Here is a 12,980-nt window from a genome sequence, read left to right as displayed (position 1 = left end):
GATTCCCATCAATCCAAAGGGGAGGACTCCAGATGGAGAAAACAGAACTGATCGAGCAAACCATTTCGCTGTACCGCGGTGAGCACTGGGATGCCCTGGACAGCCACCTGGAGCTGATGGCTGTCCAGGACATCGCAGAGGCGTTGACCGAGCTGGAATCCGGCGAGGCAACTGGCCTCCTGCAGCGCCTGCCGCAGGATCGCCGTCCATCGGTGTTCGCGTACGCGTCACCGGCCACCCAGCTCGGCATCCTCAAGGAGCTGGACGACGAGGACGGGCGCTTCATCCTCTACCACCTCCTGCCCGACGACCGTACCGCCGTGCTCGAGCGGCTGGAGCCGGACGATCTCCAGAGCATGCTGCGACTGCTCTCGCCGGAGAACGTCAAGGAGGCGCTGCGCCTGCTCGGTTACCCCGAGGAGAGCGCCGGGCGCATCATGACGCCCAGCTTCCTGACGGTACGGGCAGGCTGGACGGTGGAGCACGCCCTGAAGCATGTGCGCGAGCACAGCACTGCGGGAGAGACGGTCAATGTCGTCTTCGTGGTCGATACCCGCGGCGCCCTGCTCGGGCGGGTACGCCTGCAGGACTTCGTGCTCGGTGATCCCGGGCGGCGCATCGAGGAAGTCATGCGGGAGGATCCTGTCAGCGTGGTGGTCTCCGAGGACCGGGAGGAAGCCGCGCGGCTGATGAAGCACTACGACCTGGAAGTGCTCCCCGTGGTGGACCACACCGGGGTGATGCTGGGTATCGTGACCGTGGATGACGTCATCGACGTGGTGGAAGAGGAGGCTACCGAGGACTTCCACAAGATGGCCAGTGTCAGTGCCCTGAACTACAGCCTCAAGGACGCGCGACCGTCGCTGCTGTATCGCAAGCGGGTGGGCTGGCTGGTGCTGCTGGTGTTCGCCAACGTCTTCGGCGGCACGGCCATTGCCTACTTCGAGGAGACCATCGAGGCGGTGGTGGCGCTGGTGTTCTTCCTGCCCCTGATCGTGGACTCCGGCGGCAATGCCGGCTCTCAGTCCGCCACCCTGATGGTGCGTGCGCTTGCCACCGGTGACGTGCGCATGAAGGACTGGCTGCGGTTGTGGGGCAAGGAGCTGGGTGTGGCCATCGGGCTGGGCGCGACCATGGCGCTTGCCGTTTCAGTCCTCGGACTGTGGCGCGGCGGCACCGAGCTCGCGCTGATCGTTTCCCTGGCCATGCTCTGCGTCGTGATCATGGGCAGCATGATCGGCATGCTACTGCCATTCGGGCTGGCCCGGTTCAACCTGGACCCGGCCGCCGCCAGTGCGCCGCTGATCACCTCGATCGCCGACTTCTTCGGCATCCTGATCTACTTCTCCATCGCCACGGCGTTCCTCACGCTTCCGGGCTAACCAGGCGTGGCAGAAAGGCGTTCATGACAGCGAAGTGGAGCCGGTACACCGGCTCCACTTCGATCCCCGAACTCACCGGTGACCATGGAGCGGAATCGGCATCCGTTGCAGTGACTGGTTATGCGCTGGCGTGACACCCGGTCCATGAACGTCGTGGGGTGAAATGCCTGTCCCGCGTCACTGCCTCAAAGGCAGAGATTCCCCTCGGTTCTCCCCCGCCGGCAATAGTGCCGGGTTTCCACCCTCGTGGGTTGCCAGCAGCCGTTTGTTTCTTCCAGGGTAAGTTGGTGATCCGTGCCGGCGACGGCGTCGTCCTTAAAACCCCACCGCTGGACCAGGCCGGTGGCGGTGTCCTGATCGTGCCGGATGCGAACGTTGATGGTCAGGTCGTCGGATTCTTCCGACTCAATCAGACCATGGGAAGCCGCCCAGGCTTCAGTGGTTTCCCGCGGGTCGGTGCACCCGCTGGGCCTGGTCTCCAGGGCCGGGGTGTGTTCCCAGTCGGTCACCGCCGGTTCAAAGCCGAGATCAGCGGGTGCCCGCTCCAGGTAACCCGCCCACTCAGGCTGTACAAAGAAATCATCATCCGACTCATTCGCACAACCCGCAAGCAACAGCCCTACGAAAATAGCCATGAACAGTCGTCGCCGCAGACCCATCAACCGGCTCCTTACCGAGTCAGAATGGTCGCCTTCGCCGCATCCAGGTCGAACCGTTGTTCCAGGAAGTATCCGCGTGAGCGTGGCTCCACTTCAACCGACTGTCCTGATGCCATGAAAATAGCCAGGGCAGGCAGTGACTTATCATCAATGGAGTGCAGCGCGGGGCGAAGCTGATCAACTCCCCGTTGAGAATGATTCCTAGTCGACGTATTCTACGCCAACCTTAATGGACTCCCCCGGCGTTGTAAGGAAACAAGCAGATGCCCCAGCGACTCCCCCTCGTGATGGTCTGTTCTCTGGCCCTCTTTGCCTGCTCGGAACAGCCGGAAACTCTGCAGTTCAAGCCTGATGATGGCGAAAATCGTCGTTATCAGATGTTTAGCGAGATCTCTATTGAGGCAACCAGCTCGTATGGAAGCAACTCGGAGCGCGTGCGTAGCCATATGTTCATGGACTACGACGTCGAAGAGGCATCGTCTACCTACGATATATTGATGCAGCCCCGTTATCTACGGACGCGTTTCCGCCGTGGCAGTGGCGGGTTCAGTAGTACGGATGAACCCAGTTACGGGCAGGAAGAGCTGCACTCCTTGATGGAAAGCGGTTTCACCATGGTCGTGGATAAACAAAGTGGTGAACCCAGCGATTTCATTATTCATCACCATATAGACCGCCTGGAAGACGATGGATTTGATCCCATCGGCGAGCTACTGCAGGACGAAATCAGTCGTCCTGGCTATCCCAGCGGCATTCTGTTGGAGGTAGGCGCCACCCATGAGATCCCTTCCGACGATGATGTTTCCCCTGATGTCACTCTGACGGTGAAAGAGCTGCATGATGACGCCGTGACTCTGACCATGCAGGGGGAAAATGAGGAGGTCAAGCTTTACGGTTATATGCTGTTAGAGCGTGAAACGGGGTGGTTGAAACGGTCGGCTTTGATTGTCGATATGCCTTTGCAGCATGAATACACGGACGGCCATGTCAGAATGTTCGGTACAGTGATTCCGGCTGACGACTGGCAGTTCGGTGAAGACCTGGAGTTCTTCGAGGACGACGCACAGGGGTTCCCCATCGACACTTCGGCTCAGCCAGATTCCCTGGATGACATGGAGATGGCCGATGTGGAGAAAGTGTTCCCGACCCGCAGCGGAAACATCGATTATTTCGACAGCAGACTGACCCTAGAGTACGTACACGATGTGTTTGATAGCAATAGCCTGGGGCATATCGAAATAAGTGATTTCCAGGCGCTGGATAAGAATGGCGATGCTTTGGATATCACGCTGCATGGACTGAGTGCCTTCTCGTTTAATTTCGGTGACGGTGAGCCCATGCGGACGCATGTGGATGTATACCCGCTGGGCTGGAGCGATACGGCAAAGAAGCTGGAACAGTTAGGGGCAATTGAGGGGACCGTGAAACGTTTCCCGGTCACGCACGAGGTAGTGGACCTGCTCGTAGAGGAGAATGAAACCGTCCTGGAACATCATGGCGCGCGTGCGGTGCTCACGCCCACCGAGGAAGATGGCGTCTACCGGCTCAAGCTGGCGCATAGCGAAAACGCTTATTTCGGAGCAGCCATTGATGGCCCGAGTGACGGTATTGTCGAGTATGATCGCGCCGAGAACACGCCTGCATGGCTGGATGGCCGGGAGCGCGGTCTGCTTGAGGTGATACGGCAGGGGTACTACCCCAGAACGCATACACTTTATTTCGAAGACGAGCGCCCTGATGCGATCCGCTTGATGACTCATCTCATAGGGGATGAGCCTATGGACGAAAGTAAGGTGCGTTTCTATGACCCCGATGCCGCATTAAGCAATATCGAGCTGGAGCCCATGTCCAGTACGTACCTGTTTTTTGAGTATCCGGATTATGCGATGCCCTCGCACCAGGGGCTCGAGTTTCAGGTTGACAGCATTGATGAGGTGGAGCCGGTTAGTTTTGGCCGCCCGCAACTGTATCTGACGCTCACTCAGGAACAGGCTGCGTTGTGCGAGCTGGAACAGGCGTCGGGGACCAAGGAAGCAGGACGGGCGCTTACCTGGCGGGAGAATGACCCTCGTGGGCAATACGTGCAGCGGGAGTTGTCGCTACCCCAGGAGGTGGTGTACCAGTTGACGACCGAGGACGGGGTGCGGGAGTTCTTCTACGAGCATGAAGTGGCGCTCAGTATGGTGTGTGACGGTGAACCGGAATGGGAAACGTTGCATCTGGACCTGGGTGAGCATAGCTGGCTGGTAGAGGTGGCCGAGTTACTGGGGGATGACTGGGCGGAGGCCTATGGGGATATGCTGTTGGCGGATTTCCTGCGTCGTTACCGTTTTCTGGACGGAACGGGCGCCGCTTTGACGCTGGTACCGCCGCCGGACTTTGATGGGCAGCAACGGGCGGATTTCACACGTCTGACAGTGAACGAGTTTGTAACCCAGGAAGGCTTTCTGCGTATCGCCGGACGTGTGGACCGGATAGAGAAGCTGCAGGCCTCGGGGGAGGCCTTTACACGTGAATGGCAGCATCAGTTCCCGCCGCTGCCATCAACTGATGCTCCCCACCAGGGTTGAGCCGGGGGACATGATGAGACTATTGGCTATCGTGTTGGCACTTGTTCTTCCCGTTTCCGCAGCGGTCGCCGACAGTATATGGCTGGATGAAAACATGCGGCCCGTGGAAGAGGACGAGGCCTCTTTCGTCCTGGACGAAATCGTGGAGACGGATGAAGGTTACCGGATGCGGGCCAACTTTCTGTCGGGAGAGTTACGTTTTGAAAGTTTTCTCGACCAGGCAGATATAGCTGATAGTACGCTGATAGGCGATTATCGTCTCTACTTCCGGTCAGGGCAGGTGCGCCAGGAGGGGACCCGGGATGAGAATGGCCTGCATCAGGGAACTGTCATTACTTATCACGAGAACGGCAATGTAAGCTGGAAAGCTCCCTATAAGGACGACCAGGTGCATGGCCTGTATGTCAACTATTATGAGGACGGCAGTCTCCTTCGCGAGCAGTATGTCGAGAACAACGAGCGGCACGGTGAGTACAGGGCTTACTACCCGAGCGGCCAGCAACGGATGCAAAGCCATTATGTTGATGGCGATAAGGACGGTGTGGAAAAGCGCTGGAATGAAGAAGGCGTTCTGGTGGCGCTGAGAAATTACCAGGAAGGGCGTTTGCACGGGCTGTCGGAACAGTATTTCGATGATGGGCAGATAAGAACGCGTGGCCAGTATGATACGCGCACTCCGGTAGGCGAGCACAAAACGTGGTATGCCAATGGCGATCTGGCGAGTTATACGGTCTTCGATGACGAAGGTAATGAGGAGATCGCGCGGACATACTACGAGGATGGAAGTAAGGAACGCATAAAAGAGCCGGTCGATTCAGAGTATGGACCGGCAATGGTGACGGAAGAGTACAACGAGTCCGGACAGGTGCGTCGTCGGATCACCAGGAGCGACGACGGTCGATGGTCTCTAAGACAGCGGTACGATGCGAACGGGGACCTTATACAAAGGAGTGAAAGCCTGGACGGAAGACGTCACGGCCGCTCTTACACAGAGCGTTGGGATGGCGGCTACACCGAGGCGGAATCCTTTGAGGGGCAGTATCACGGCAAGTACGAGGAAGTCGACGGGGACGGCAACGTTGTGGCGTCGGGTTCCTATAAGCACGGAACGCGTGTGGGGGAGTGGTACCAGGACATAGGCCATCTTCAGCTCCATGAATATTATGACGAAGAGGGCAGGCTGCACGGCGAGCGCCGGGAGCTGGACGCGGACGACGAGTTGGTATTACTCGAGCACTATCGTCATGGCGAGCGCCATGGAGAGGTTCGTGGCTACAGGAACCAGGAACTCGTCGCGAAGGGAGAGTATATCGAAGGTCAGCGCGAGGGACCGTGGAGAATCCAGGGGAGTTATGCTCGCGATGGGGCGTTTATGGAAGGAGAGTTCTCCGCAGGTCGGCGGGTAGGCGAATGGCGCAAGTATTCCGATGAGGGCTATGTTGTCGGGATCGCCCAGTATGACGCGGAAGGTCAGTATGATGGTCGGCAGCTGACCTTTGAAAAGAACGGCGCGTTACAGAGAATGGCTGAGTATCAGAACGGCGTCCTTCACGGCGAAGAGCGCTATTATTTCCAGGGCGTGCTTTCCTCGGTACGCATCTATCGGGATGGTGATGTGATTGAAGAGAGATCGCCTGACGATATGAGTTGAACCCTGCCGCAACGGCCCGCGCTGGGCTCTTGCGCTGTATCACACCCCTGCGCCTGGCAACCTCCCCGGTTGCGGCGAGCAACAGTCCAAACGGCTTCGTCACCGATACGCTCTCGCCAGCGCGTCGGTGACGAAGGGTTCATCGTCCTGCGGCGTGTGCCGCTTGTCCCGGGATCCATCCAGCAACGCCGCTTGCCCAAGAAGGGAGCGCGCATCACGTTCAATGCTCCCTGGTAGTGCAAGGGGCGGGTGAATGCGACTTCGCCTGACCCGCCAGAAGTATTCCATCCACTTGTTTTGTAATTGTATTTGTCATCTTGAATACAAGATGGCATTTCATTTGCAGTCTCCTGTCCAGGGAATCAACGCCACTGGTAACAGGCTCGAGTGAGGCGCGATGTGCGTACCTCACGCCTAAGGAGATGACATATGGATCGCCGAACTTTCCTTCGTAACAGTGCTCTGCTGGCAGGAGCGGGTGCCGCTGTGCCCGTGTTCAAGCTGATGCCTGCGAAGGCAGTCGCTGCCTCCGGTGGCAGTCTGGTCGTTGCCATTGGCGATGGTCCCAACAGCATGGACATCCATAGAGAGGGCACCAACCGCCCGGCTTATGCGCTTGCGGTCAATCTCTACGATCGTCTGGTCACTTTTGGTCGCCAGGAGTTAGAAGACGGCAACTTTGCCTATGACTACAACACACTGGAGCCAGAAGTCGCGGAATCTTGGACTGTTGCCGATGACGAGATGTCGGTGGACTTCAAGATTCGCAAGGATGCGCGCTTCTGGGACGGGAGGCCGATTACGGCTCACGATGTCAAGTGGTCTTTCGACCGTGCAGTGTCTGTCGGGGGGTTCCCGACTACGCAGATGGGCGCCGGGTCGTTGGAAGATCCAGAGCAGTTCGAGGCGGTCGACGATGAGACCTTCCGTATTCACTTCATCCGCAAGAGCAAACTGACGTTACCCAACCTCGCTGTTCCAGTCCCGATCATCATTAACTCGGAAGTTGCCAGGGAGCATGCCACCGACGATGACCCCTGGGCGACGGATTATCTGCACCGTAACCCCGCCGGTAGTGGGGCCTTCAAACTGCATAGCTGGGATCCCGGCGTGCAGGTGGTCTATCAACGGAACGAGGACTGGATGAACGGCCCTGTTCCCGAGGTTGAGCAAGTCGTGCTGCGGGAAATGCCTTCAGCATCGACCCGGAGGGCTATGGTGGAGCGCGGAGACATCGACATCGCCATGGATCTGCCGCCCCGGGACGCCAGGGACCTGGTGCGTGCGGGAGAGGTCAATGTCGCCGGGGTGCCTATAGAGAACTGCTTGCACAGCGTCGGTCTCAACCTCGAGTTTGAACCGTTCAAGGACAAAAGGGTGCGACAGGCAATCGCCTATGCCATCCCGTACCAGGACATTTGGGAAGCCGCAGCCTACGAGCGCGGTGTCCCGATGTTCGGCGCGGACTCCTTCGAGCCGGCGACAGCGGAGTGGCCGCAACCTTTTCCCTACGATACCGACTATGACAAGGCACGGGAGCTTCTGAACGAGGCGGGCTACGGTGACGGTTTCGAAGTCCCGATCTCGTTGAACCTCGGCCTTGCCCATTGGAGTGAACCGGCGGCCGCGTTGATCCGGGAAGGGCTGCGGCAAGTGGGTATCGATGCGACTGTCGAGGAAATTCCCGGCGCGAACTGGCGCACGAGAGCGCTGGTGGAAAAAGAGTTGCCAATGCATCTGAAGAACTTCGGAGGGTGGCTTAATACTCCTTGCTATTATTTCTACTGGGCGTACCTGGAGGGCAACCTCTTTAACTCGATGAATTATCATAATGATGACGTGGCGCGCCTGGTTGATGAAACACTCCACATGGAAATGGACCACCCGGATTACGAAGACAAAATAAAAGAACTCATTGCGATTGCGTTTGACGAGGTTCCGTTGATTCCGCTTTATCAGCCGAACCTTGAAGTTGCCATGCAGCCGTCGGTGAGCGGCTACGAGCACTGGTTCCATCGTCGTCTCGACGCCAGGCCCCTGAAGCAGAGCTAAGAGAATCAGACGATGTCCTCCTCCACCCTGAAAACCGTGGGCCGGCGTCTTCTGGAAGCCGTGCCCACGTTACTTGGGATCATCCTCGTCACCTTCTTGTTGACGCGGGCTTTGCCGGGCGACCCGGCGGCATTCTACGCAGGCCCCGCGGCGGACGAGCAATCCATCGCTCAGGTGCGAACGGCAATGGGACTGGATCAGCCTCTGCCGGTCCAGTTCGGTCACTATGCCGCCGGGCTGATGCGAGGGGACTGGGGTGTCTCGATGAATACGGGGCAGCCCATCATCGAAGAGCTCCAGCGGCGTTTGCCTGCCTCTCTGGAGTTGACCCTTTACGGGCTGGCATTGGCAGTGCTTGTCGCGGTGCCGCTCGGTGTGCTTGCAGCGACTCGTCCCAACAGCTGGGTCGATCACCTGTGCCGTGTGCTGGTTACGGCGGGTGTCTCCATGCCCGTGTTCTTCACGGGCCTTCTGCTGGTCTACGTCTTCTATTACCAGCTCGGTTGGGCGCCCGCGCCGACGGGGCGTATGTCGCTCATGGCGATTCCACCGGACACGGTGACAGGGATGTTGCTTATTGACAGTATCCTGACGGCGAACGTCGAGGCCTTCGTCGACAGCCTGCGGCATCTGGCTCTACCGGTAATCACCCTCGCGCTGTTTGCCCTCGCGCCGATTGCCAGAATGACCCGAGGGTCGATGATCAGCGTGCTGGAAAGCGACTACATCCGCACTGCTCGTGCGAGTGGCCTTTCTCCGAGAACGATACTTTTCACGTATGCACTACGCCATGCGATGCTTTCCGTTCTCACTACACTTGGAATGGTTTTTTCCTTTCTTTTGGGTGCGAATGTTCTGGTGGAGCAGGTCTTTTCCTGGCCCGGTATTGGGTCCTTCGCCGTGAATGCTCTGGTTTCCTCCGACTATGCAGCGATACAGGGGTTCGTACTCTCGATGGCGCTTCTGTTCGTCAGCCTCAATTTATTGATCGACCTGCTTTATGCGGTTATCGATCCCCGCGTTGGAGGTGACCAATGATCATCTCGCGGAGCACATGGCGTCACACGGGCTACGTCTTGAGCGAAAACCCGCTCACGATCGTTGCGTTCAGCCTGTTTGCGCTGATCGTCTTCGTGGCGGTATTCGGTCCGATGCTTGCCCCCTATGACCCGTTGGCGAGTAGCGCAAGTCGACTACAGCCGCCGTCACTGGATCACTGGTTCGGAACGGACCATCTGGGGAGAGATGTGCTGAGCCGTGTTATGTACGCGACTCGGCTGGACCTCACGATCGCTTTGGCAGCTGTTGCCATGGGCTTCCTGGCAGGGGGCCTCATGGGGGCTATCGCGGGATTCTATGGTGGCTGGGTCGACAGCATCATCAGTCGTGGTATCGATACCATCATGGCGTTTCCCCTGTTTGTCCTGGCCATGGCGTTGGTTGCCATCATGGGAAACAGCGTGGAGAACGTTGTCTATGCGACTGCAATCATTAACACCCCATTCTATGCCCGTGTGGCTCGCGCGGAGATTGGTATCCTGAAAAAGAGTGGATTTGCCTCGGCCGCCAAGGTCGCTGGAAACACGGACGCAAGGCTTCTGGCGAGGCATCTTTTCCCTAATATCCTTCCCCCGTTGATGGTGCAGGTTTCCCTTAATATGGGGTGGGCCATTCTTAATGCCGCGGGACTGTCCTTCATTGGAGTCGGCGTTCAGCCTCCCACGCCTGAGTGGGGGATCATGGTGGCTGAGGGCGCAGACTACATTATCTCTGGCGAGTGGTGGCTCGTGCTGTTTCCCGGGCTGGCGCTCATGCTCGCGGTGCTCTGCTTCAACCTCATGGGAGACGGCATGCGTGACCTGGTAGACCCTCGGAGGCGGACGTGAATACACCGCTACTGAAGGTGAGCAACCTCACCGTTGATTTCAAGACACGCTCCGGTCAGGTCCATGCTCTGGAGAACGTTGGTTACTCGGTGAACAAGGGAGAAATGGTCGCGGTTGTAGGCGAGAGCGGCTCGGGGAAATCCGTTTCCGCATTTGCGGTCATGGGGCTACTTGATGCTGCGGCGCAGATCCGGTCTGGTGACATCCGTTTCGATCAGATGGACCTGCTATCCATGCGCGAAGAAGAGCTTGCCCAATTGCGCGGACGGGAAATGGCAATGATTTTCCAGAACCCGGCCAGCGCGTTGAATCCCATCCGAAAAGTGGGGCAGCAGATTGAGGATGTTCTCAGGCGGCACGGCCCGGTCAGCTCCCAGGACGCACGGGAGCGAGCCATCGCTGCACTGGCTCAGGTACGCATTCCTGCGCCGGAGAGACGCTATGATGCCTACCCCTTTCAATTGTCCGGTGGCTTATGCCAGCGCGTCATGATCGCGATGGCTTTGTGCTGCCACCCGAGGCTCCTGATCGCCGATGAGCCCACAACAGGGCTGGACGTCACCACCCAGGCAACGGTAATGGACTTGCTCGCAAGCCTGGGAAGTGAGCGAGATATGGGGACGTTGCTCATAACCCACGATCTGGCTCTGGCCTCTCAGTACGCGGACAGGGTTATCGTGATGCATGCCGGACAGATCGTGGAATCTGCGGAAACCAGGACACTACTGGAGTCGCCCAGACACCCGTATACCGCCGGCCTGGTCGAGGCGGCGCCAGGTGCCGCTCGCGGGATCGAGGAGCTGCGTGCCATTCCGGGAGGGATCCCGGATCTACGCGGTGACTTGCCACCCTGTCGGTTCGCGGGCCGCTGCAATCGTCACCTTGCATCTTGCGACGATCCCGGACCCACGCTGGAGCAGGTGACGCCAGATCATTGGGTCGCATGTCGGAGACCGCTATGAGCGCTTTGCTGGAAGTGCGCAGTCTTGAAAAGCTCTACCCGGTCGCAGGCGATCTGCCTTTCTGGTTGGAGCGGGCCAGGGCCTGGGCCAACCACAGGAAACCGCATCGCCCCCGGCTGCATGCTGTCGATGGCGTCTCGATCGAGGTTGCCGCGGGTGAAAGCGTTGGACTGGTGGGTGAGTCGGGTTGTGGCAAATCGACACTGGTCGGTTTGATCAACCGACTCATTGAACCCACCCGAGGGGCCATCTTCTTCGATGGCGAGGACATCTCGAAGATCTCTGTCGGGAAGTTCCCAACTCACCAGCGACGGGGCGATATCCAGGTCGTATTCCAGGACCCGCACGGGAGCCTCAATCCTCGCTTCACGGCGTTCGATTGCATCGCCGAGCCCCTGAGGAGGATTCGCGGTGCCTCGAATGACAACATCGCGGCGAAGGTTGAAGAGCTTGCCACGAGTGTCGGGCTGCCACTTGAATTACTGGACCGGTTGCCGCATCAGCTTTCCGGCGGGCAGAAAGCCAGGGTCAATATCGCCCGTGCTCTGGCGCCTGATCCCCGGCTGCTGATTCTGGATGAGCCGACTTCCGCTCTCGATGTGTCCGTTCAAGCCGTGGTCTTACAGCTGCTGACAGACTTGAGGCGGGAGCGGGGGATCAGTTACCTGTTCATATCACACGACTTGAACGTGGTTCGTCTTCTTTGCGAACGCGTCGTCGTGATGTATTTGGGCCAGGCAGTGGAAGAGGGGCCGGCGGACGAGGTGTTTCGTGCTCCGAAACATCCGTACACGCAGGCGCTTATTTCTGCCATACCTGCACCGAATGCTCAGCGTGACCCGAACCGGTTGAGGGCAAGAGGGGAACTGCAAAGCCCTATTGATCCCCCGCCCAACGCATGCCGATTTTACGGGCGTTGCCCGCGTGGGGACGCCTATTGCGGACAGGCGGCGCCAGGGTTCTCGGAAGTAGGGCCTGCACATCGTGCCGCGTGTCACTACGTCGCTGTTGATGATGGCCGGTCGGTCGTGACGGAGGGCAAGAACCCTTGAGACTGCGACATGAAGGCATGGCAGATGAACAGCGCCGGCCGTCCCGGAGACGCTCTCCCGGACGCCAGGCGGACAGGGTGTATGTGCGACTCAAGGAGTGCCTGTTCCTGGAGCCATGGGCTCTGCCTGGCATGAAATGGACGGAACACGGTCTATCAACACTGTTCGGGACAAGCCGTGCCCCTGTGCGTGAAGCCCTTCAGCGTCTGGTGCAAGAGCGGTATCTGGCCGCGCATTACCGCAACGGCTACACGGTCAAGGGGTTCAGTACGGAGATGTTCAAGGAGCTCACGGATGTGAGGATACTCCTTGAATGTCAGGCACTACGGTTGTCACGCGACCACCCCGCACTCACCGAGGAGCTCGAGACCCTTCGGCATGTATGGGAAGCCCCCGAGGAACGGGTGTCGTTCGATCACATGACCCGCATGAACCGTGAGTTCCATCTGAGCCTGGTGCGGCTTGGCGGCAACGAACAGTTGTCGAGGGTACATGCGGACGTGCTGGAGCGCGTCGAAGTGGTCCAACGGCTGGATTTCACTGCCCATGACAGAGTCGAGGCAACGTACCGCGAGCACCTCGGCGTCATCAATGCATTGGCCAGGGGGCAGACGGAACAGGCGGTGAGTGAGCTTACCGACCACATTCAGAAGTCCACTGCCGCCGTTAATGACCGAATGACGGATTATTTTGAAGCGCCCCCGACACCCAGGAGCCCCGGGTAGCCGGGCTGCAATCGTGCATCGTCACGGTCAAAAGGAATAGT

At 58.7% G+C, this 12,980-nt stretch carries 10 protein-coding genes; 9 read left to right on the top strand and 1 reads right to left on the bottom strand.

Annotated elements, in window-relative coordinates:
- Positions 1-32: 32 nt before the first annotated feature.
- The gene (gene mgtE / locus BMZ02_RS07160) at positions 33-1,382 is read left to right on the top strand and encodes a magnesium transporter (protein WP_091641385.1); all 1,350 of its coding nucleotides are present in this window, start codon (positions 33-35) and stop codon (positions 1,380-1,382) included.
- 185 nt (positions 1,383-1,567) lie between these two features.
- Here mgtE and BMZ02_RS07155 read toward each other — a convergent pair whose 3' ends face one another.
- Positions 1,568-2,041 carry a hypothetical protein gene (locus tag BMZ02_RS07155; protein WP_091641382.1) on the bottom strand — a complete coding sequence of 158 codons (474 nt, stop codon included), beginning with the start codon at positions 2,039-2,041 and terminating at the stop codon, positions 1,568-1,570.
- A gap of 263 nt (positions 2,042-2,304) precedes the next feature.
- On the opposite strand from BMZ02_RS07155, the gene BMZ02_RS07150 reads away from it, so the two are divergent.
- The 8 genes from BMZ02_RS07150 to BMZ02_RS07115 all read left to right on the top strand — a co-directional run bounded on the left by BMZ02_RS07150 (position 2,305) and on the right by BMZ02_RS07115 (position 12,939).
- Positions 2,305-4,611 carry a hypothetical protein gene (locus BMZ02_RS07150; protein ID WP_091641379.1) on the top strand — a complete coding sequence of 769 codons (2,307 nt, stop codon included), beginning with the start codon at positions 2,305-2,307 and terminating at the stop codon, positions 4,609-4,611.
- Positions 4,553-6,262 (top strand): toxin-antitoxin system YwqK family antitoxin, encoded by a 1,710-nt coding sequence (locus BMZ02_RS07145; protein ID WP_139209167.1) that lies wholly within the window; start codon positions 4,553-4,555, stop codon positions 6,260-6,262. Before BMZ02_RS07150 ends, BMZ02_RS07145 begins: the two co-directional genes overlap by 59 nt.
- A 429-nt stretch (positions 6,263-6,691) precedes the next feature.
- Entirely contained in the window at positions 6,692-8,314 is a 1,623-nt protein-coding gene (locus tag BMZ02_RS07140; protein ID WP_091641374.1) for an ABC transporter substrate-binding protein, read from the top strand.
- A 12-nt stretch (positions 8,315-8,326) separates the two neighbouring features.
- Positions 8,327-9,352 (top strand): ABC transporter permease, encoded by a 1,026-nt coding sequence (locus BMZ02_RS07135; protein ID WP_091641371.1) that lies wholly within the window; start codon positions 8,327-8,329, stop codon positions 9,350-9,352.
- Positions 9,349-10,200, top strand: coding sequence for an ABC transporter permease (locus tag BMZ02_RS07130; RefSeq protein WP_091641368.1), 852 nt, complete (start codon positions 9,349-9,351; stop codon positions 10,198-10,200). The genes BMZ02_RS07135 and BMZ02_RS07130 overlap by 4 nt, the downstream gene beginning before the upstream one ends.
- On the top strand, positions 10,197-11,162 hold the full coding sequence (locus tag BMZ02_RS07125; RefSeq protein WP_091641365.1) for an ABC transporter ATP-binding protein: 966 nt from the start codon (positions 10,197-10,199) through the stop codon (positions 11,160-11,162). The genes BMZ02_RS07130 and BMZ02_RS07125 overlap by 4 nt, the downstream gene beginning before the upstream one ends.
- A complete protein-coding gene (locus BMZ02_RS07120; protein WP_091641932.1) occupies positions 11,159-12,214 on the top strand; it encodes an oligopeptide/dipeptide ABC transporter ATP-binding protein in 1,056 nt (351 codons plus the stop codon). Before BMZ02_RS07125 ends, BMZ02_RS07120 begins: the two co-directional genes overlap by 4 nt.
- 17 nt (positions 12,215-12,231) lie before the next feature.
- A complete protein-coding gene (locus BMZ02_RS07115) occupies positions 12,232-12,939 on the top strand; it encodes a GntR family transcriptional regulator (RefSeq protein WP_091641363.1) in 708 nt (235 codons plus the stop codon).
- Positions 12,940-12,980: the final 41 nt, after the last annotated feature.

The organism is Aquisalimonas asiatica, from assembly GCF_900110585.1.
GTDB lineage: Bacteria > Pseudomonadota > Gammaproteobacteria > Nitrococcales > Aquisalimonadaceae > Aquisalimonas > Aquisalimonas asiatica.
Note: the sequence above shows the minus strand (reverse complement) of the source record. Positions and strands in the feature narration are given on the sequence as shown.